A 19,933-nucleotide genomic window follows, 5' to 3' on the forward strand; every position below is an offset into this window, starting at 1 on the left:
TGTCGCGACTCGCATGTAGTCCATGTCGCGACTCATAACAATGGTGCGCAAGAAGGTGTCTAGGTTCAGGACATAGGCGACACATGAGTCGCGACATGGGCGACAGTTGATACCCGCCGGTGAGTCGGGACATCGGCGACACTTTAGGGGCCTGAGTATGAGCCCATGTCGAAGCAAAAGGTCATTGTCTTGTCCGTGGTGCAACAAGGACTCACCAAAACCGAAGCAGCCCGCCGATACGGGGTCGGCCGACAGTGGGTCCACGAGCTGGTCCGCCGCTACGAACACGGCGGTCTAGACGCAGTTGAACCCCGCTCGAAACGGCCGCGGGCCAGCCCGCACGCCACACCGGAAGCGACGACCCAGCGGATCCGAGAACTCCGCGCGGAGCTCACGAAGGCAGGCCTGGACGCAGGACCGCAGACCATCGCTTGGCACCTCGAACAAGAAGGGCTCAAAGCCCCCTCAACCTCAACGATCCGCCGGATCCTCGTGAACGCCGGGCTGATCACCCCGGAACCAAAGAAACGCCCCAAATCATCGTTGCACCGCTTCGAAGCGGCCCAACCCAACGAAACCTGGCAATCCGACTTCACCCACTGGACCCTGGACGACGGGACCGACGTCGAGATCCTGAACTTCCTCGATGATCACTCCCGCTACCTGCTCTCCTGCACCGGCTACCGCCCCGTGACCGGATCCATCGTCGTCCAGGCGTTCCTTGCCACCACTGAGCAATACGGGCTCCCCGCCTCAACATTGACCGATAACGGGCTCGTCTACACCGCACGCTTCGCCGGTGGCAAAGGAGGCCGCAACGCCTTCGAAAACCTGCTCCACACGCTGAACATCACCCAGAAAAACGGGTCCCCGGGACACCCGCAAACCCAAGGCAAGATTGAACGTTTCCACCAAACCCTCAAACGCTGGCTCCACGGCCAGCCCCCAGCACCGACACTCCAGGCACTGAACCAGCAGCTCCACACGTTCCAACGGGTTTACAACCATCAACGCCCGCACCGGGCACTGAACCGTCGAACCCCAGCGCAGGCCTACCAAACCACGCCGAAAGCCAGTCCCAACCAACCCAAACAAGGAGGACACTGGCGCATCCGCGTCGACCGGATCGACGCTGCCGGCAAAGTCACCCTGCGTTACAACGGACGCCTGCACCATATCGGAATCGGTCGCGCGTACGCCCGCCAAACCGTCCTGATGCTCGTCCACGACCGCGAAGTCATGATCACCACACCCGGCACCGGAGAGATCCTCCGCGAACTCACCATCGACCCAACCCGCAACTATCAATCCAGACAAAAGAAAACACCCCCAGCCGAAGCTGGGGGTGTCGTCGATGTCGCGACTCACATGTAGTCCATGTCGCGACTCATAACAATGGTGCGCAAGAAGGGACTTGAACCCTCACGTCCGAAGACACTGGATCCTAAATCCAGCGCGTCTGCCAATTCCGCCACTCGCGCGTTCGACGCCTAGGACAGACAAGCTGTCGAAAACGTCAGCCTCCAGTGTACGCGAATCTATTGGACGCCGAGGTCTCTCCGAAGTTTCGCGACGTGGCCGGTGGCGCGGACGTTGTACTGGGGTAGTTGCACCAGTCCATCGGGTCCGACGACGACCGTCGAGCGGATCAGGCCTTCGTAGACCTTGCCGTAGTTTTTCTTTTCACCCCATGCACCCCACGCCTCGGCTACCGCGTGGTCTTCGTCGGATAGGAGGGGGAAGGTGAGCTCTTCTGTATCGGCAAATTTCCGGAGCTTTGCCACGTTGTCGGGTGAGATGCCGAGGACTGTGTAGCCCGCGGCAGCAAGGGATGCCAGGTTGTCGCGGAAGTCGCATGCCTGGGTGGTGCAGCCGGGAGTGGAAGCCGCCGGATAGAAATAGACCACCACGCTGGAGCCTGCATAGTCCTTCAGGGACACGGTGGAACCGTCGGCTGCGGGCAGGGAGAAATCGGGGGCTACCTCGCCCGACATTAGACGTTCAGCCATTATTTGTATTCCTTCTGCTTGTTTGTTAGTTGCGTCGGCCATGGTGGCGCTGACACTTTTCGCAAATCCGTAGCTATCATAAGTAAATAAGGTCGATACGTTTGAAACTACACCGGTCGGCGTTACCATGATCAACGCTGCATGTCTGTGCGGCGAGAGGAAGTGCTTTCTTTTATGCCGGACCTGGAGCAATGGCCCACCGGCCGACTGCTGACCACTGCTGCCCGCCTGGTCGAGCACGCGTGGAATGAACGGCTGGTGAACCTGGGTGTCACCCACGCCGGAGTCATTGCGTTGGGTGTTCTGGAGGGTCAAGGTCCGATGACTCAGGCGAGCCTCGCCCAGATAGTACGGGTACAGGCGCAGACCATGGGGAAGACACTTTCACGGCTGGAAACTCGGGGGCATGTCTCCCGAACTCGAAATGATCTGGACCGGCGTAGCCATATGGTTTCAATAACGGACGCTGGCCTTGGCGTCCTCGCGCAGTCAAAAGATATCGAACGCACACTGGTGACCGGTGAGGGCCTGATCTCCGACGAACTCCGCGACCATCTGCAGAGTGTGATCCGGGAACTCGGAGCTCCCCGGTGGGCCACGACGGTTCCCACCGCATCGGGCACCGACGGCCCGCTGCCGTCAAACAACTAGGACGACCGACGACCGACGACTGACGGACCAAGGACTCAGCCTTTCACCAGTCATTCACCAGACGAGGTCCAGGTCGCTGTGCGCAGCGAAGACGAGGCGGTCTGGGTCGTCGAGGACGTCAACTGGTCTGTCGCCGCTGAGATACCCGTTGGGTGAGCAGAACCACTGGAGTAGGTGTCGATCCTTCCAGCCGCCGGCAAGACCAATCGAGGCGATGACGGCAATCATGGGTCGGGCCCGGCCAGACTCGGGATCAAACTGGAACCCCGGATAGAGGACCCGCCCTGCTCTGGTAACCACCCCCAGGATCTGTCGTTTCGCTGCGAGGCATCCGGCCGGCGGGGAATTTGGTCCAACCTTTGCGTCGACCTCGGGCCCGGTGAGCATGCCGAATTCTGCGGCAATCGACGCCCAGCGACCGCGTGCCACCCGCCGGTTCATTTCTCCGGTGTGTATTTCTCCGAGGGATGGCATCCCTTCCATGCCGCCAAGCTACTGCGGGCGAGCAAGGAGGGGAAGAGTGAGCGAAAAATCGCTACCAAACTGGTCCAAAAAAACCGTCCGATCAGCGGTGCTGCCGATCAGACGGTTTAGTGGGGCACCCCTCGGGACTTGATCCCGAAACCCTTTGATACGGGGTCAGTAAGAACAACGCTTCTGCAACTGGGCGAAACTGAGCGCCGTTACCAGTATTTGAGGCCTTTAGGAGGGGAGTCGAGACCCAACCAGACCTAACGAAAGTCACCCTTCCATGCCAAAGTAAACCGCAAAGTAACACTTTCTTGATTCTGGGGTCACCTAGGTGGGGTGGAGCGGCCTGCGAAAATGCCATCGAACGCGGCCCGGTTATCAACCAACGTCATGAGTTGGTCGAAGTAGTGCTCCCTAGTGGTGGACTCTGATTTATGCCGGAGCTGCTGCCTAGCGGCATCGAGCCCCTCCGTGTTGGCGACCAGAGTGGCGGCCGATTTCCGCATACTCTTCGGGGTGACCCATGAGAAATCATCCCCTCCCCTAGCATCGAATATCCGCGCTAGTCTCCAAGCACGCCGGAAGTTCGGGGGGAGGACCAGACCTCCGAGCTGGTTAGTGAAAACCAATCCCGTTGGTCGCTTTCTGGCAAGTCCCTCTTGGCGATCTAGAAGCAGTTTGGTCACATATTGGGGCAACGCGATTGGCTGCACCTTCTTCTCCTGTGCCGTATTGCCCTTGGTGTAATCCTGGCGGTAGTACTTCTTAGTCTCTTCGTTTTGAGTGATCGTTCCGGTCACCAGGAAAAACGGAATCTCGTCGCGGAGCCATAGGTCCTCATATCGCATGGCCAAGAGCTCGCCCGTCCTGACCCCCGTGCCGAGGAGCACATCGACCGCAACCAGGAGGTCCTTGCCGCGGCGGGGACCGTATTGCTGGGCTTCTTGCCAGGCGGCCATCCGCCGATACATCTCGGAATACTCCTGTGCGGTCAGTGCGCGAACCTTCACCCTTTGGGCTTTGCGCTCTTTCGCTGATTTGTCGAGCCCGACCGGATTGATATTGCCCGGGATTGCACGATGATCCAAGGCGAAGTCGAACATCATCTTCAAGATCGTCCGGGCCGTGAACTCGGCGGTGGGTCCACCCGTCTTGATTTTCCTCACTTTGCCGCCACTACCTATCTCTTTCACACCCCCGGCCGCGATCTTCCGGAGCTGACCCTCTATATACCCGGTGGTAGCTTCTCCGATCTTCTTGGATCCCATCGTCGGGATAATGCTGATCCGTGCTCGATTGCGGTAGGTCGTCATAGTGCCGGGGGCCAAATCTCGGAGCGAGGCCAGCCATAGCTCCGAGAGCTCTGCGATGGTGGTCGAGCTCCGCACCAGTGCGTCTGGGCCGGACCGCCGAAGGTCTTCGAATTTCGCGTCAAGTTTTTCGCTGGCCTCCATCTTGGTGGCACCGGTGGCCTTCATGCGGCGCCTCTCTCCGTGTGAGTCGCGGTAGTAGACGGAGCAGACATGCTTCTTCCCGTCTTTGGAGCAGCTCGGGTCGCCGTGCGGGCCACCGGGTTCGAGGGCAATTCGAGCCATGCGTCGAGTCCTTTGGGTGCGGGTGCTGGTCTTCCCGACACTAACCCATTGACTCCATAACTACTTTGCATTTTCTCTCCTGACACCCGTCGCGGAAGTCGACGCATAGAGAACACTATGAACACGATCAAAATTGTTGATGGTCTTATGACCACCGCCGACGTCGCCCGCTACTTGCAGGTTTCAGAGGGGACGGTGGAGAACCTCCGTGGCTCTCTTTCCGGCCCCCAATTTATCCGTATCGGCCGCTCCGTCAGGTACCGTCTGCGGGACCTCGACGCGTACCTTGACGCAAACGCCAGGGTGCAGCCTGCTTATTTGGCTGCCTAGGCCGCCAGCTGGTCCTGGCGTTCGTGCCGAGCCTCGTAAGCGGATTCCTTGATCGCTGCGCGGATGGGGCGGGTGGCCCTGATGCCTGGCCACTTCGAAGCGCTGCGGCCGCCAGTCAGGGGCTCGACCAGGACTTCCACATGGCTTCTTTCGGTCCAACGACCTCCGGACCCCTTGCATGAGACGGCACCGGAAGCCATGGACCAGTACATGGCATGGACCTGAACGAACTCGCGGCCGTTGAACTCGGTCACTTTCGAAACTCCGCAGCCGGCGGCGGTGCATGCCTGGGGGATAGCGAGTAGGTCCTCCGGTACGAAGATTTGCTCAATAATGGCGACCCATCGGCGCAGGATCTCTTCAGCATTGAAGATGACGTGCGCCTCTTGGCTGGGAAGCAGGGAGACCCACCGGCGGAGACGCTCGGCGAGTTTTCCGGTCACGCCGGTCTCACCGGTGATGATGGCGATCTTCTCGGTGATCAATGCCTCGATGTCGAGCAGGAGCTCAACCGAGTCGATGTTTTGAGGGGCCGGAGTTCTTGGCTGATCCGCTGGCCCCTTCGCCGCCCTTGTCCTCTTTGATCTCACTGATGCAGATGTCAGGGGCCGTGTTCAGCTTGAGCTGCAGCAGGGAGCAACCTCGTTGCTCCCTGGGGCCCCGAGAAGTTGCTCCAGGCTGAGCCTGATCGACTCCGTAGCACGCCTCACTTTGACGGTCGCAGGTGCATTTCTCACGCTTGAGCTGCAGAACGTTGGCGTATGGGATTTCGTTAACCACGGCGAGGACCGGGCCTTTCACGAGAGCGGTGTTACTACTCTCGATTCTACCGTCAAAGGGCCTGATTTAGAAGGTCAATAGCGGTACAAATGCCAATACATTGGGTCCTCGTGTCGGTTAGTCCACGCCAAGCTGGATACGCCGCTCGTCAGTCCAGTTAGTTAGTCTCGGGGTCCAGTACCGCTAGGGTGAGTGAATGATTCTTCCTGCGGCCTACTGGGCCCCTGAGGCTACCAACGAACCGATCCGGATAGAGATGGTTGATGGCGGTGCTGAGGTGTGGGAAATCCTTGCCGCATTCGGCCCAACGGCCATCGTGCTGGCTGCTCTGATTACCTTCTTCGTCCAGAGGCAGTCGCTAAAGCACCAAAGGGACGCACTCGAACAGAAAACTAAGTCTGACTCCGAGGCAGAATGGTGGCGACGGGTTCAGTGGGCCATTGACGCTGCGCTGGCCGAGCAGGATCCAAAACGCCAGCGTATCGGTCTTGGAATGCTAAACGATGCGGCGATGGAGCTTGACGTGGGAACCGCTGAGCAGAGAATACTTCTTATCGTGACCGACATAGTCTTGGCTGGGCCGCCCCCGAAGACTCGGCGACGTATTGGCCGGAGACGCAGGCCATAGACTCACAGAGATGGGTCAGCGATAATGGATGCATCCGATTAGGGAAGCGAGGTCCGGATGCCAGTATTTAAGTTGAAGAAACGGAAGTCCGAAAAGCCCGGCACTTCCGTCAAGAAGTTGCCCGAAGGCATCACCATTATTCGTCCAGTGAAGGCCACGCTTGGCTACAGCAGGCTCTCTGAAAAGGAAAAAGTTCAGGTGGCCGCCGCACAGCTGCGCGTCACCGTCGACAAGAACCTCGGGGAAGAGACCCCCGGATGGGTAAAGGATTTAGCTGCCAAGCAGCCGCTCGAGCAGTAAGCGGCACCTTCCGATTGGCAGGCTTGCCCAGATCCAGGACGCCGCGATCGCTGCATTCACCGGCGGAAAGCGTAGCGGGAGGAAACGTGATGGCTACTAAACGACTAGGTCGGGCAGTAGAGGCGCCCGATCTTGTGGCTGCGCTGAGAATCTATGGACTTCACCCGATTGACATAGCCCGGGTAGTGAATGTAGATGTGGAAACAATGGCTGCTTGGAAGGTAAGGGGTGCCAAGCCTCAAGCCAGCACCCATGCCAAACTCGAGGACCTGCGGGAGATCATTCTTCTACTCTCCGACTCGCTAAGCCCACGCGGAGTAGGACAGTGGCTCTACGCCCGGAACCGGATCTTGGACGGACAACGCCCCCTGGATGCCCTGCGTGACGGGCACAAAAAAGGGACCTTAGGCGCAGCCAGAGCCTTCGTGGATGGGGCATACGTTTAAGACGCCCGGACCGAGGTGAGAGACGGTAGTTTAGTGATCCTCCAAGAGTCCCAGCCCAGTCATCCGGTGAACCTACCTTCGACCATTGCACATGCGGCAGCCAAAACTTCCTCGGAGCGGCCTTCCGAGATGGCATCGATGGGGGAGTCTTCACTGAGCCAAGGGTTGGAACCGATGAAACCATAGCCGTGCAACATCCCCTCCTTCCGCGGAGGCGACTGTCTGCCACACGCGGTGGGCGATCCGGAGTCGATCTTGAGAGTTCGCGGTCCCTTGATCCCAGGTCAGCGATTTACGTAGATGCTCCGGGACCACGGTCATCGACCCGGCCAGGCGGTCACGGAGGTTCTCTGCTCCTCTGTTGCCGGCTAAATGCACGAGGATCGTGAATCGTGTGGTGCGTTCCACGAGGGTGCCGATCGCCGATCGGCTGCCCTTCCCAATGTTGAGGTCCCCTTCCTTACGGTTTTGTTGTGGGTGATTTCGGGGCTGTCGTAGTGTTTCGATCACCCTCGGGTGGCGGGTATGGCGCAGATCTCCTTGCCGCGTGGACGGCTCACTGGGAATGGCCGCCCGCTGCCCGGCCGATAACTCGACCGCTGATTGAGACTTGCGACATTGATCGTTGGGTAAGGACGTGCCGGCGTGGTTATCGATAGGGCCAATTAGCAGTGGAGCTGATCGAAGGGACCGAAGAATATGCCAACATTTTGGGTGGGAATCGACTCGGGCAAAAGCGCCCATCATTGCGTTCTAATCGATCAGACGGGCGCGGTGCTGCTCTCGAGACGGGTCGAGAACGACGAAACAGTGTTGCTCGACTTAATAGCCTCGATCGCGGAAATTACGGCGGGTGCCGAGGCGTGTTGGGCCACTGATCTGAACTCCGGCGGCGCAGCACTGTTGATCGAGCTTCTAGCTACGCACGCGCAGCATCTGCTCTATATTCCTGGGCGAATCGTCCATCACGCCGCTGCAACATATCGAGGTGACGGTAAGACTGACGCGAAAGACGCCCGGATCATCGCCGACCAGGCCCGCATGCGCACGGACCTCCAACCCCTCCGCGGCGCCGACCAGATCAGCGTGGATCTGAGGCTTCTGACCGCCCGCCGCACCGACCTGATCTGTGACCGTGTCCGGGCGATCAACCGGCTGCGCGCCACTATGCTCGAATACTTCCCAGCGTTAGAGCGGGCATTCGACTACTCCAAAAAGGCCCCCTTGATCCTCCTGGGCGGCTATCAGACTCCGGAGGGTATCCGCCGGATCGGTCTGACCCGGCCCGCTGCTTGGCTACGGAAACGCGGCTGCCGGAACAGCGCCAAGATGGCGCAGAAAGCACTCATCGCCGCGAACTCTCAGCACACAGTCCTTCCAACCCAACGCACCGGCTCTGCCCTCGTCAACCGGCTGGCCGAACAGATCAGCGCTATCGACACGGAGATCGCCGACGTTGACGCCGAAATTACCGAGCTCTTCGGGAAGCACCCCAGCGCAGATGTTCTGCTGAGCATGCCAGGCTTCGGTCCCATTCTGGCAGCAACGTTCCTCGCGAACATCGGCGGTAGCCTGGACGCTTTCGACTCAGTTGACCGGCTGGCGAGCGTCGCCGGGCTGGCTCCGGTCCCACGTGATTCCGGACGAATCGGTGGAAATCTCCATCGGCCCCGCCGCTTCAACCGCAGACTCCTCCGAACCTGCTACCTCGCTGCACTCTCCAGCCTGAAGAACAGCCCAGCCTCGCGCATCTACTACGACCGGAAACGCGGTGAAGGAAAATCACACAAACAAGCACTCATTGCCCTCGCACGGCGCCGCATCAACGTCATCTGGGCCATGCTCCGCGACCACACCCCCTACCAAGAACCAGCCCCGCACCTCACCGCTCATGCTGCTTGACTAACGCATTGAGATTCCCAATGCCCTGGCACTAGCCGGTTCGTGGCCTCGGCTGACCGGTCGCGGATCATCACCATGTCGGGGAAGCGTTTGGTGCGGTGTTCTTTCCTCCTGCGGGGCCGGCGTCCGGTTCGTCCGGTGCGCAGAGTCAGGGCAGGGTTGACCGCAAGATCGAGGCTTCCGCGCCCATACAACGCCTGGTAGACGGTTTCGGGGACGACCTGCATCTCGGTGCGGCCGGGGAACTCAGACTGGAGCCGGTTGCTGATCTGGCGTGGACTCCAGCGTTCGAGGAGGTGGGTCCTCACGAACTCTGTCAGCTCTGCGCTGGCGGCGATCTTCCCGACCCGGGGACGGCTCCGCCTGCGTTCGGCGCTGCGCTGGGCTGTCCGCGGGTCGGTAGTTGCCGGAGGGATGGTGGGTGTTCCGTCGGATCTCTCAGCTCACGGTCGACGGACTACGCCCGAGCTCCATAGCAATGGCTCGAACACTGCGCCGGGAGTGGAGCAGGTCCGCGATGATGATTCGTTCTGTTTCCGAGAGGAAACGGACGGAGATGACCGATGGTTTTCGCCGTGAGATCGGCGGGTACTTTGTGACCACCCCCGTCTTCGAGGTGGCGGTGTGCCCGTGCCGCCACCGCGTTCCCGAACTCCGGCTGATCCCGACGACCCGACAGGCTTCAGGATTGCCCATTCCCTGTTTCATCAGCTGATCATAATGAACGCGCGCGGCGTTCTTCGGAGGCGCTCCCCGAACCCTTCCAGCTCGTTTCATCACGGCCATAATTGCAACTCCTTGTCGGCAGGTGTTGCAACGACCACTAGACACCAAGCCGTCAGAACGGCTCAATTTTCGACCGTCACCGACAATCTCATGGGTGGCTGCCCGGAGAGCCTCTCCAAGGCTGGAGAACGTAGCGGGAACAGAGCTAAGATCCCTTTCCATCTCGTGATCATTCCGGTATGGTCACTCCAAAGCAGCCTAGGAGGGGTGCTTTCCGGTCGACCGAGGGGTCCCTGTGGCTGAGTCAACTAAATGCGCAAAGTGCGGATCACCTAAGGTTCCAGGCAAACCTTGCCTTGGCTGTGGGGACGAAAGTTAACTCATGTCGATGGTGAATCCGGTGACATCGAAATTTTGTGATCCGAGGCTGAAATGTATAGGCGCACGGTAGGGTGAGCTGGTTCAGTAGGCTTTTTGGCGGCCAGCCGCCCCCCTCGGACCCAGCATCGGCAGGCATCTTGGATCGCGTGCACATAGTCCAGCCGGTGGCAGAACTGGACGGTATGTCTGCGAGGCCGGTAGCTTTCGGCATCTGGAGTGACCCGATTGTTCGTCCGCCCTCATCCGACTGGGAAAAGCGATTGTATGCGTACGCTCGGAAGTGTGCAGGGCAGCTTGCTAGCGCCGGCGTCCCACTCTTTCGAAGTAAGTGGCCTAGGAACGGGACCGGCACGTACACTAACGCTTTTTGGCTTCTGGCGGTCGATGTCCGCCGAGCGAACCGAAGTTGGAACAAAGAGGTTGTCCAAAACGGCTCGAAGGCTGACCTAGGTTGCCCTCCGCTGCCGAGCAAAAATGAGTTTGATGGACAGTTCCGGGGCCCTGCGTTGCTCCTGACGCCATCCGGGGTTTTGTGCACAGCCGATGCGTGGGGATCTATTGCAGGCAGCGAAGGTGTGGTCGACAGCCGAACTATGGACATCGTGTTCACAGGTCTCGGGGCCAACTCCGTGCAATTGCAGTCATACGACTGGGGTTGGGGAAATGCGGGGCGCTGGCGGTTACATCCGCAGGACGACATGGAGCTCTACGGTCTCCAACTCACCGTTGAATCGATGCGTTTCGAGTACAGATACAAGCCTGGTTCCGACAGCCACACTGATGGTAGAGGAACCAGCATGGCACTCAAGGCTTACGTCGAATCCAACGGAACGGTTAGATGGCCTCGCAATTTCCTAATGTTCTACGACGATTAAGCTTCACCTGCCGCGAAGGGGATTTACCGGCGGGTGATTTGCGCCGGCCGCTTTCAAGGCGCTTGTTGCGAGGCGGCGTTGAACAAGCTTTGTATAAACGACACTTTTCGGGCAAGCTATTGCCCGCAAGTCTCCTCACTCCTAGACTAGGAAAAACTCAATGGTCGTTGGAGGTTACTATGCAACGGGCAATACGAATGTCGATGTACATCTGCCGGTCGTGTGGGGCGGAAGTGGCTTATCCGGATAAATACCGCAAATGCCCAGTGTGCGGTATTAAGTGGTAGCTAGTTTGACAGGCGTCAATTTCATCCTGAGAACCGCACTGTTCTTGCTGCTACACAATTGTCGTGAATGACCCAATCGCCGCGGAGTACGCAGAACGGATCAAGGACCAGGTACGGCAGCGCTACGGGATCGACGTCGACAACACCGGGGACATTGACCAGCAAATTTCCGCAGCGGATGGTGAAGCCGTTCACAAGGCTCTAAACACTCATGTTCCGGCGGAGTGCAGCAACGTTAGCTGAGAGGATTCTGATGGGATTGCTCGACTGGTTCAAAGGCGAAGCTCGGAAGCAGGGTAGCTCAAGCACAACGACAGAGCCATCGAAAGTGGAAGCCGCCACAGAGCCACCGAAAGTGGAAGCCGCCACAGAGCCACCGAAAGTGGAAGCCGCCAAGAACACGCTACTCCCGCCTGAGGTTGTCGTGGCAACGACTCCATGGGCACAGAACATCGTTCGCTATGCCCGGAAGGTTAGCCACGGCTTGCAGCAGGAACAAGTACCAACGTGGCTGGATGAGGGTTACTGGGTGATTTCCGCTGATGTGTTGGAGGCAACGTGGCACGTCCCGGTGAAGAATAAATGGACTCTCAGACAGGGCTACATGAGGGAAGGGTTGTGCTCCGGCACTGCCTTAGTTCTATTCACGAATGGTTCCGTCGCGAAGACTGAGTTCTTTGGTCATTTTTACTTCGAAGAAGAAGGCAGGAGCTATACATTCTTAGATGCTAATGTCGATTCCTGGGGGCGCAACACATGGGGGGCGAACAACTTCGGGTCGTGGCGTCTGGGTACCGGTGGATTCGGGCGAGAAGCTCAGGCAACGCGCCAGGAGGGATTTAACGGCAGGTGGAATCATCAGTGGGCTGACGAGCGACCGCTTGGACTAGGAACATCGCTAGCCCTAAAGCGCTTTTCGGAGACCCATAAGACTCAACTGCCACGTTATTACGGCAACGGCTGACGCCGGGTATGTGCCCCGCAATAATGCGCCTAGAGAATATAGAAATTAAACTGGAAGGCGCTGGTAAAAATCTTCAGGACGTCTCAGGTGAGAAGAATTAAAGATCGCTCGTAGTATCGTAGATAGGTCCATTGCTGTCGCGACTGTGCGACGAATGCTCGGAGCACCCTGCGGCAGCGTGCCACTGCCGTGCTCGGTTTTTCGGACAGGACGTCGCCCATTACGATGGCGTCTGCATGTTCCACAAGGTCAGTATCCGACGAGTATGTCGGTAATTGCCCGCGGATTCCATACCCAATCCGCATGCTTGGTACTAGATCTCGAGCGTGGCCCGGACGTGGGAGTTTGCCTGCGATTTATCCTGCGCGTGGATTAGGTCCTCGGCACGGTCTTCTCGTGTTGCGTTGACGGGGGAGTCGTCGTTGAGCCAAGGGTTGGATCCGATGAACCATAGCCGGGCTACATGCTCTCCTTCGGCGTCGGAGATTATCCGCCACACCCGGTGAGCCAACCGGAGACGCTGCTGAGCTTCCGGACTGGGTTCCGGGCCGTTGACCTTCTGCCAATCGCTACTGATGCCACGAACAGGGCTCCCGGTCAGCCCACCGACCAGCGTTACTCCGAGCCCCGCGTTTAGACGGCGCACGAGCTCCCGGATTCCTACTTCTGCTGCTTGCGCGTCGAGCATGCTCATCGACTGCTCCTGGTTCACCGTTGGTTCGGCCGGTAGCTACCAGCAATTGGCCGGTTCGCGAGTTCAAAGACCCAGTTGGGTGTCGGCTTTCCGAGCTTGGAATCAGTCGTGATGCGAAGGCGAGCGGCGAGAATGAGTACCCGCTCCATACTCCCGTTCCCGCTACATTCAGGGCCTGCTAATGTTCGTTCTGTAGCGTTCCGGTGACCATGGTAGCCGGTAAGCCATACTGACGAATCAGCACGCTTAACCCGTATTCGCAGGGTGAGTTGCCCATATTGAAGCCCCGAAGGAGCGAAAACTTCGGGGCTTCTTCGCGATGAAAGCGATAGGCATGCCAGCTCGCATGTGGTAGCTCCGGAACGTCTTCTGGCGGTCGGGATAGGTGCCGTCCTCTTATAAATCGCGTCTTGACGAGCGAGCGAACTCGGTCGATACTCGATTCCCCGGCCGGGAGATTCCCGAGGCAGCCGACAAGATCAGAGAAAGAACGGAGTTCTTCGGCGCGGCCTTGACAATAGGTGTGCCTGTTACGCAACGGGTTTCGGCGCGCCGTAGCTACGCCAGGACGAATTCGTTCCGTCGGCGACATCGACGTGCAGAACCACGTGGTCAGCAAATCACGAGGGATCTTGGATTGATAGGCAAAGAGCAGAACGGCTGTCAGTCTTGGCATCCCTCTGTGCCTAAAGTGGTCCTCACCGTTGCCCCCGCCGATCTTGCGGTAATGGTCCGCGACAAGAACCGGCGCACGGATGTAGCAAATCAGCGCTAGATGGACGCCTACTCGAGGCCGCAAGCAGTATATGGGCCAGAGCCAGCTGAGAAGGCCTCAGCCGGGATAATCAGAGGACTAGGCTCACCGCCGCCAGGTTTCCCATCTGGGGATCCGTTCGTCCAACCGCCGGTGGCGGTCCGGGTCCAGGGTGCCGTCCCGGTGCAGGCCGGGTTGCGTCGTCACCCAGGTCGAGAGGATGTTCTCGTGCCGGTCCTCGCCCCTGCGGAACCGGGGGAGATGCCCTTCTGCTGCCTGGAACGCTGCGACCTCATCCAGGCGCTGCGCCCACAGCTGCACGTGGGCTTCCGCCCGCGGTGGGCCCACCCAGTCTCCGAAGGCATCCTGTAGGGCAGCCCGGCGTTCCTCTGCCATGGTTCCGCGGCGGATCTGCCTGCGCTGGCCGGCAACCCATTCGGCCATGCGTTTCTCAGCAGGGTCTTTGGAGAGTGCCCGAGGCATCCGCCGACGCCGCCGGTAGAACGTCCGCACCTCCTGGAGACGCTTCTCCCAGGATGGCCGCGGCGGCTTGCGCGCCCGGTCAGCGGCCGACGGCAGCGAAGGTTGGTCGTGGAGCATCAGGCGTTTGCCTGCCAGCTCCGGGCGGGTCCTCTGGAAAGTGAGGATCACCCGGCGGACCCGCTTGAGGGGAACCCGGCAGTGGTGGGCAATCTGCTCGCTGCTCATTCCGCGCAGGTACATGAGCCGCCACTCGGCCGCAGAAATGCACGGACCCCAGTCCTCGGGACCCTCAGCCTCAATGCCAGCGGGGACGGCCATAGCCAAGGATAAGGTCCATCACTCTGCTTGCGGAAGGAGCACCTGACCGCCGGTGAAACGGTGGTGGGTCTTGGCGATCAGGGCCGCCGTCCGGCGCAACTCCATCACCGCCTCCACCTCGGTCGAGCAGAACTTGAACCGGGCAATGATCTCTGCAGCACTACCGCAGGTTCTTGGTCACGCGGCGGTGGCCCGGTGTCGGCAGGCGGTGACGTCCGAGGGCGTGATGGACCGCACCTGTTTGACATGCGGACTAACCCAGCCGTGCTTCGGTGTGAACCCTTGTGAACCCTTGTGAACCTGGTGAATCTCGCAGGGTCCGCGTTACGGATTCGTTGTGTTGCATGCGATAGCAGCAAGGGACCGCGGGCCGACTTCCAATCAAAGTAACCCGCAAAGTGACACTTTTCGCGTTTTCATGGGGTACTAAAAAACCGTCTGACCGGGCATAATGCCTAGTCAGACGGTCATCTACTAGGTGCACCCCTCGGGACTTGAACCCGAAACCCTCTGATTAAGAGTCAGATGCTCTGCCAATTGAGCTAGAGGTGCATGTTGACTGGGCCCATCGGGCCAACCGCAACAGCATGAAACTCTACCAGCACTTCTGCTGAAACCTGAAATTGGTTCTTTGCCGGGCGGCTACGAGGCGTCGACGGTGATCACCCGCGATTCGGTGCCCTCGTTGGTGGCGATCAGTAGTTCTCCGTCCGTTCCCTGGATTACATCGCGTAGCCGTCCGTATTCGCCGTCGAAGTGGCTGACCGGTGCGTTGACGGCCCCCGCCAGCAGCGGCACCTGCCACAGCCTCTCTCCGCGTAGTCCGCCGATATAGGCAATGTCATCGACGATTGCCATTCCACTTGGGGACGAGGTGGCGGTAGAGGGCCACACCACCTGGGCGTCGATGAAATCGGCTACTCCGGGGGAGCCGGTGACTGCCGGCCACCCGTAGTTCCCGCCGGGCTCGATGAGGTTCAGCTCGTCGTCGACCTCGGGACCAAATTCGCTGGCCCACAACCGGTCGGCTGAATCCCAGGCGAGGCCCTGCACATTGCGGTGTCCAAGGCTGTAGACGGGCGACCCGTCAATGGGGTTGCCAGGCGCCGGCTCGCCGTCGCTGGTGATTCGGAGGATCTTGCCGGCCAGGCTGTCAGGATCCTGCGCGGCGTCCGCCTGAGCGGCGTCGCCGGTGCCCACATACAGGTAGCCGTCCGGGCCGAATTTGATCCGTCCGCCGTTGTGGATATGGGCCTTCGGCAGACCGGTCAACACCTCTTCGGGCTGGCCGAGGCCCTCCTCGCTGTAGGTGAGGCTGGAAATCCGGTTGTCGGCCGGGCCGGTGTAGAACACGAACAATCTGGGGTCCGTGTCAAAGTCTGGGCTGATGGCCAGCCCCAGCAAGCCGCCTTCACCGGCGGCTGCGACCTCGGCGCCGAGGGTTCCGACGGTAGTTGTCTCGCCGTCAGCCACCCGTTTGATCTCCCCGGTCTCGCGTTCGGTGACCAGCAGCGATCCGTCGGGCAGCGTGGCCAGCGCCCACGGGACGTTAAGCCCTTCCGCGCGAAGGTCGCCGGGGGAGAGGTCGGGAAGCCGGATAGGTTCCGGTTCAGTCGCTGGTTCAGTCGCTGGCGCAGTCGCTTGCGCTGTCGCCGGACTGCCGCCGACAATTGGGCTGGGCTCATCAGCCGTGCACGCTGCAAGGGACAGAAGCACGACGACGGCGGTTGCCAGAGCGGACGGTAGCCGCCGGGTGCTCGCCAAAATGGTTAATCCTTCCGGCTGGCCGGCGGATCAGTGCGCGGGTGGGTGTCGACGTCGTCGGGCGCGCTCCGGAAGCGGAACCACCAGACAGCGCCAACAATGACGACGATCAGCAGCACCCAGAAAACTACGTCCATGACACGATCCTTACGCACCTGGTGGGACACCCACCGCCTTCGACGTTACGACCAACCCGCGCGAGTGTCCACAGCCGTGGAGGGCGCTGGTCGCAACTGGACGTTAGGCTTTCGGGATGGACAGGATCAAGACAGTTTCGGTGCCCAGTGTTGAAATGCTCGATGCGCTACAGCCAGCGCCGGATGGAATCTCGGTGGTGGTGTGGGACTTCGACGCGGATCCGGTGGGTGCAGATCTGGCAGAGATTGACGCCGCCGTATTGCCTTACATGTCCTCGCCCGAGACTTTCGGTGCTGCAGTCAAGAGCGCGCCGAACCTGCTGCTGGTACACACCCAATCCACTGGCTACGAGGGTATCCCCGAGTTGGTGGGCGACGACGTCGCCGTTACCAGCGCCGCGGGCGTCCACGCCGCCGCGACCGCTGAGCTCGCGGTTGGCCTCACAATCGCCTCGCTCCGAGGCATTGACGACGCCGTCCGCAACCAGACTCTGGGTCAGTGGCGGCCCGGCCGCTATCTCGGCCTCGCCGACCGCAAGGTGCTGCTGGTGGGCGTCGGAGGAATCGGCGTCGAGATTGCCCGGCGTCTTGAGCCGTTCGAGGTGGAGCTGACCCGGGTCGGCAGTTCAGCCCGCGACGACGAATGGGGGCACGTGCACGGCAGCGACGAGTTGGTGACGCTCGCAGGGGAAGCCGAAGTGCTGATCGTCATCACACCGCTCACCGATGCGACCCGAGGGCTGATCAACGCCGAAGTGCTGGCAGCGATGCCCGATGGCGCGCTGGTCGTCAACATGGCCCGCGGCGCGGTGGTGGATAGCGAGGCTCTGACGGCGGAAGTGATTGCCGAGCGCCTGTCGGCGGCTCTCGATGTGTTCGATCCGGAGCCCGTCCCCGAGGGACACCCCCTGTGGTCGGCGTCCGGGGCGCTGATCACACCCCACAGCGGCGGCAACACCGGCGCATTCTGGCCGCGAATGATCAAGTTGTTGCGGCGCCAGCTGGTCAGCTTTGCTGCCGGCGAGGAGCCAACCAACCTGGTGCAGCGCGGATCCCTCTACCGCTAACGGTTCCCGACGGCGGGTGCCCTGGAGTTTGGGTGCTAGGCCATCGCGATGAAGGCGGCCATAAACGCGTCGAAGTCCTGATGATCGTCGCGTTGATCGATCACCAGCTGTGAGTGCGGGCCTGAACTGAAGCGCGCCTCCGGTTGCACTCCGAACTGGAATGTCTTTCCGGTGCTGGTGCCTACTTCGTAGTGACCGCTGGCCAGACGGTGGGCATGCGAGAGGTTTGTCATGTTGATTTCCACGGGGATGCCGGTGCCCGCCAGCGTATGCGAGTCGACAGGAGCGATCATGATTTCGGTTGGTTGCCAGCGGTAGCCCAGTACGTAATATTTCGGCATAGTGACACGGGCGCCATCGGATTCCCGTTGTTTATAGCGCTCATTGGCAGCAAAGACCAGGTTGTAATCGCCGTAGTTGGGGATCTGCGAGTCGAAGACTTTTCGCAGATCATCCTTGAGCTGGTCGCTATCAGGGGCTTTGTCGGTCACTTCTGGCGGGTCAGGGTCCGATGGAGGCGTCGACATAGGACCGAGTTTACGTGCCATAGCTCCGATGACGAGAGTCCGCGTGACTCCCGCGTCCCGTAACAGGGTGGTCATATGGCATTGCGGGGAATGCGGGTACGCCTAGACTTTGACCCATGAGCCTGGAAAATACCCCTGATATTAAGCCGCGAAGCCGGGCCGTCACTGATGGATTTGAGCGGGCGCCGGCCCGCGGAATGCTCCGTGCGGTCGGCATGGGCGACGACGACTTTGCGAAGCCGCAAATTGGCGTCGCAAGTTCGTGGAACGAGATTACTCCCTGCAACCTGTCACTGAACCGGCTCGCCCAGTGCGCCAAGGAAGGCGTTCATGCGGGCGGGGGGTTCCCGATGCAGTTCGGCACCATCTCCGTGTCCGACGGCATTTCAATGGGCCACTCCGGGATGCACTTCTCGCTGGTCTCGCGTGAAGTGATCGCCGATTCGGTGGAGACCGTCATGGAGGCCGAGCGGATTGACGGTTCGGTCCTGCTGGCTGGCTGCGACAAGTCGCTGCCTGGCATGCTGATGGCCGCAGCACGTTTGAACCTCGCGAGCGTCTTCCTCTACGGCGGTTCGATCATGCCGGGCTGGGTGAAACTGGAAGACGGCACCGAGCGGGAAGTCACACTGATTGACGCCTTCGAGGCGGTGGGCGCCTGCGCCGCCGGCAAGATGAGCGAAGAAGACCTGACCCGCATCGAGAAGGCAGTCTGCCCCGGCGAAGGCGCCTGTGGCGGCATGTACACGGCCAACACCATGGCCTGCATCGGCGAGGCCCTGGGCATGTCGCTGCCAGGATCGGCCGCGCCGCCGTCGGCCGATCGCCGTCGTGATGATTTTGCCCGCAAGTCGGGTGAGGCCGTGGTCAACCTCCTGCGCCTCGGGATCACCGCGCGGGACATCATGACCCGCAAGGCGTTCGAGAACGCTATTGCCGTCACCATGGCTTTCGGCGGGTCCACCAATGCCGTGCTTCACCTGCTGGCGATTGCGCGTGAAGCCGAAGTTGAGCTGACGCTCGATGACTTCAACCGCATCGGTGACAAAATCCCGCACCTGGGCGACCTGAAGCCGTTCGGCCGTTACGTGATGACCGACGTCGACAAGGTGGGAGGCGTGCCGGTCATCATGCGGGCGCTGCTCGACGCCGGGCTGCTGCACGGGGACGTCCTGACCGTCACCGGCAAGACTCTGGCCGAGAACCTCGCGTCGATCAATCCGCCGGACCTCGATGGCAAGATCCTTCGCGCCATGGACAACCCGATCCACGCCAGCGGGGGCATCACCATTGTCAAGGGCTCGCTGGCTCCTGAAGGTGCAGTCGTCAAGACCGCCGGGTTCGACGCCGAGGTCTTCGAAGGAACTGCCCGCGTCTTCGAGCGGGAACAAGGTGCGCTGAAGGCGCTCGCCGACGGCGTCGTGAAGGCCGGCGACGTCGTCGTCATCCGTTACGAGGGACCCAAGGGTGGCCCGGGGATGCGCGAAATGCTCGCAATCACCGGCGCGATCAAGGGCGCGGGCCTCGGCAAGGATGTGCTGCTGCTGACCGACGGCCGGTTCTCCGGTGGCACCACGGGCCTGTGCATTGGGCACGTGGCACCAGAAGCGGTCGACGGCGGACCCATCGCCTTCGTGAAGGACGGCGACCGGATCCGTATCGACATCCCCAACAAGAGCTTTGACCTGCTGGTGGACGAAGCCGAACTCGAAAGCCGGAAGGTCGGCTGGGAGCCGCTCCCGGCGATCTACACCAAGGGAGTGCTCGCGAAGTACGCCAAGCTGGTGCACTCGGCCTCCGAGGGCGCGTACTGCGGCTAGCCCCTCCGCCGGGCCGCCCCTCCC

General features: G+C 60.6%; 23 protein-coding genes and 2 tRNA genes. 11 read left to right on the top strand and 14 right to left on the bottom strand.

What is annotated here, in order from left to right:
• The first annotated feature begins 165 nt into the window (after window positions 1-165).
• Window positions 166-1,374: an IS481 family transposase gene (locus B384_RS0100810; RefSeq protein WP_019481247.1), complete on the top strand. Its 1,209-nt coding sequence runs from the start codon at window positions 166-168 to the stop codon at window positions 1,372-1,374.
• 22 nt (window positions 1,375-1,396) lie between these two features.
• On the opposite strand, the gene B384_RS0100815 is transcribed toward B384_RS0100810, so the two are convergent.
• Both B384_RS0100815 and bcp read right to left on the bottom strand, forming a co-directional pair.
• Window positions 1,397-1,481: transfer RNA gene (locus B384_RS0100815), tRNA-Leu, on the bottom strand.
• A 57-nt stretch (window positions 1,482-1,538) separates the two neighbouring features.
• Entirely contained in the window at window positions 1,539-2,009 is a 471-nt protein-coding gene (gene bcp, locus B384_RS0100820; protein WP_019481248.1) for a thioredoxin-dependent thiol peroxidase, read from the bottom strand.
• A 141-nt stretch (window positions 2,010-2,150) separates the two neighbouring features.
• Between bcp and B384_RS0100825 the strand changes: the two genes are divergently transcribed.
• Window positions 2,151-2,660, top strand: coding sequence for a MarR family winged helix-turn-helix transcriptional regulator (locus B384_RS0100825; protein WP_237715195.1), 510 nt, complete (start codon window positions 2,151-2,153; stop codon window positions 2,658-2,660).
• 54 nt (window positions 2,661-2,714) lie between these two features.
• Here B384_RS0100825 and B384_RS0100830 read toward each other — a convergent pair whose 3' ends face one another.
• Both B384_RS0100830 and B384_RS0100835 read right to left on the bottom strand, forming a co-directional pair.
• The gene (locus B384_RS0100830; protein ID WP_156808917.1) at window positions 2,715-3,143 is read right to left on the bottom strand and encodes a hypothetical protein; all 429 of its coding nucleotides are present in this window, start codon (window positions 3,141-3,143) and stop codon (window positions 2,715-2,717) included.
• A 311-nt stretch (window positions 3,144-3,454) separates the two neighbouring features.
• Entirely contained in the window at window positions 3,455-4,726 is a 1,272-nt protein-coding gene (locus B384_RS0100835) for a tyrosine-type recombinase/integrase (protein ID WP_083850791.1), read from the bottom strand.
• A gap of 117 nt (window positions 4,727-4,843) precedes the next feature.
• On the opposite strand from B384_RS0100835, the gene B384_RS0100845 reads away from it, so the two are divergent.
• Window positions 4,844-5,056 (top strand): helix-turn-helix transcriptional regulator, encoded by a 213-nt coding sequence (locus B384_RS0100845; RefSeq protein WP_019481252.1) that lies wholly within the window; start codon window positions 4,844-4,846, stop codon window positions 5,054-5,056.
• Here the strand turns inward: B384_RS0100845 and B384_RS0100850 are convergent.
• A complete protein-coding gene (locus B384_RS0100850) occupies window positions 5,053-5,646 on the bottom strand; it encodes a hypothetical protein (RefSeq protein WP_156808918.1) in 594 nt (197 codons plus the stop codon). The two genes, B384_RS0100845 and B384_RS0100850, sit on opposite strands and share 4 nt — an antisense overlap.
• 386 nt (window positions 5,647-6,032) lie before the next feature.
• On the opposite strand from B384_RS0100850, the gene B384_RS19525 reads away from it, so the two are divergent.
• Both B384_RS19525 and B384_RS17290 read left to right on the top strand, forming a co-directional pair.
• On the top strand, window positions 6,033-6,464 hold the full coding sequence (locus tag B384_RS19525) for a hypothetical protein (RefSeq protein ID WP_019481254.1): 432 nt from the start codon (window positions 6,033-6,035) through the stop codon (window positions 6,462-6,464).
• 57 nt (window positions 6,465-6,521) lie between these two features.
• Window positions 6,522-6,764 (top strand): hypothetical protein, encoded by a 243-nt coding sequence (locus B384_RS17290; RefSeq protein WP_019481255.1) that lies wholly within the window; start codon window positions 6,522-6,524, stop codon window positions 6,762-6,764.
• Between the two features lie 505 nt (window positions 6,765-7,269).
• Here the strand turns inward: B384_RS17290 and B384_RS20405 are convergent.
• Window positions 7,270-7,407 carry a hypothetical protein gene (locus tag B384_RS20405; protein ID WP_019481257.1) on the bottom strand — a complete coding sequence of 46 codons (138 nt, stop codon included), beginning with the start codon at window positions 7,405-7,407 and terminating at the stop codon, window positions 7,270-7,272.
• 502 nt (window positions 7,408-7,909) lie between these two features.
• Between B384_RS20405 and B384_RS0100875 the strand changes: the two genes are divergently transcribed.
• Window positions 7,910-9,112: an IS110 family transposase gene (locus B384_RS0100875; RefSeq protein ID WP_026040867.1), complete on the top strand. Its 1,203-nt coding sequence runs from the start codon at window positions 7,910-7,912 to the stop codon at window positions 9,110-9,112.
• Here B384_RS0100875 and B384_RS20410 read toward each other — a convergent pair.
• Together B384_RS20410 and B384_RS21445 are read right to left on the bottom strand one after the other, a co-directional pair.
• Entirely contained in the window at window positions 9,100-9,420 is a 321-nt protein-coding gene (locus B384_RS20410) for a hypothetical protein (protein ID WP_019481259.1), read from the bottom strand. The genes B384_RS0100875 and B384_RS20410 overlap by 13 nt on opposite strands.
• Before the next feature lie 130 nt (window positions 9,421-9,550).
• Window positions 9,551-9,715, bottom strand: coding sequence for a helix-turn-helix domain-containing protein (locus B384_RS21445; RefSeq protein WP_443110800.1), 165 nt, complete (start codon window positions 9,713-9,715; stop codon window positions 9,551-9,553).
• On the opposite strand from B384_RS21445, the gene B384_RS20960 reads away from it, so the two are divergent.
• The 3 genes from B384_RS20960 to B384_RS0100900 all read left to right on the top strand — a co-directional run bounded on the left by B384_RS20960 (window position 9,669) and on the right by B384_RS0100900 (window position 12,345).
• Window positions 9,669-9,827: a hypothetical protein gene (locus B384_RS20960; RefSeq protein ID WP_019481260.1), complete on the top strand. Its 159-nt coding sequence runs from the start codon at window positions 9,669-9,671 to the stop codon at window positions 9,825-9,827. The genes B384_RS21445 and B384_RS20960 overlap by 47 nt on opposite strands.
• Window positions 9,828-11,444: 1,617 nt before the next feature.
• Window positions 11,445-11,624 carry a hypothetical protein gene (locus tag B384_RS0100895; RefSeq protein WP_019481262.1) on the top strand — a complete coding sequence of 60 codons (180 nt, stop codon included), beginning with the start codon at window positions 11,445-11,447 and terminating at the stop codon, window positions 11,622-11,624.
• A 10-nt stretch (window positions 11,625-11,634) separates the two neighbouring features.
• Window positions 11,635-12,345 (top strand): hypothetical protein, encoded by a 711-nt coding sequence (locus tag B384_RS0100900; protein ID WP_019481263.1) that lies wholly within the window; start codon window positions 11,635-11,637, stop codon window positions 12,343-12,345.
• A gap of 313 nt (window positions 12,346-12,658) precedes the next feature.
• Here the strand turns inward: B384_RS0100900 and B384_RS0100905 are convergent, their stop codons facing one another.
• From B384_RS0100905 to B384_RS21255, 5 genes are all read right to left on the bottom strand, one after another.
• A complete protein-coding gene (locus B384_RS0100905) occupies window positions 12,659-13,039 on the bottom strand; it encodes a hypothetical protein (protein ID WP_035766101.1) in 381 nt (126 codons plus the stop codon).
• Between the two features lie 859 nt (window positions 13,040-13,898).
• Window positions 13,899-14,594 (bottom strand): helicase associated domain-containing protein, encoded by a 696-nt coding sequence (locus tag B384_RS0100915; protein ID WP_019481266.1) that lies wholly within the window; start codon window positions 14,592-14,594, stop codon window positions 13,899-13,901.
• 479 nt (window positions 14,595-15,073) lie between these two features.
• A tRNA-Lys gene (locus tag B384_RS0100925) sits at window positions 15,074-15,146 on the bottom strand.
• Between the two features lie 90 nt (window positions 15,147-15,236).
• A complete protein-coding gene (locus B384_RS0100930) occupies window positions 15,237-16,358 on the bottom strand; it encodes a PQQ-dependent sugar dehydrogenase (RefSeq protein ID WP_019481267.1) in 1,122 nt (373 codons plus the stop codon).
• A 5-nt stretch (window positions 16,359-16,363) separates the two neighbouring features.
• Window positions 16,364-16,495 carry a hypothetical protein gene (locus tag B384_RS21255; RefSeq protein ID WP_019481268.1) on the bottom strand — a complete coding sequence of 44 codons (132 nt, stop codon included), beginning with the start codon at window positions 16,493-16,495 and terminating at the stop codon, window positions 16,364-16,366.
• A 116-nt stretch (window positions 16,496-16,611) separates the two neighbouring features.
• On the opposite strand from B384_RS21255, the gene B384_RS0100940 reads away from it, so the two are divergent.
• Window positions 16,612-17,562, top strand: coding sequence for a 2-hydroxyacid dehydrogenase (locus B384_RS0100940; RefSeq protein ID WP_019481269.1), 951 nt, complete (start codon window positions 16,612-16,614; stop codon window positions 17,560-17,562).
• A gap of 35 nt (window positions 17,563-17,597) precedes the next feature.
• On the opposite strand, the gene B384_RS0100945 is transcribed toward B384_RS0100940, so the two are convergent.
• Window positions 17,598-18,089 carry a hypothetical protein gene (locus B384_RS0100945; protein WP_019481270.1) on the bottom strand — a complete coding sequence of 164 codons (492 nt, stop codon included), beginning with the start codon at window positions 18,087-18,089 and terminating at the stop codon, window positions 17,598-17,600.
• 116 nt (window positions 18,090-18,205) lie between these two features.
• On the opposite strand from B384_RS0100945, the gene ilvD reads away from it, so the two are divergent.
• Window positions 18,206-19,909, top strand: coding sequence for a dihydroxy-acid dehydratase (ilvD, locus tag B384_RS0100950; RefSeq protein WP_024476193.1), 1,704 nt, complete (start codon window positions 18,206-18,208; stop codon window positions 19,907-19,909).
• Window positions 19,910-19,933 lie beyond the last annotated feature (24 nt).

Source organism: Arthrobacter sp. TB 23 (assembly GCF_000294595.1).
GTDB lineage: Bacteria > Actinomycetota > Actinomycetes > Actinomycetales > Micrococcaceae > Arthrobacter_D.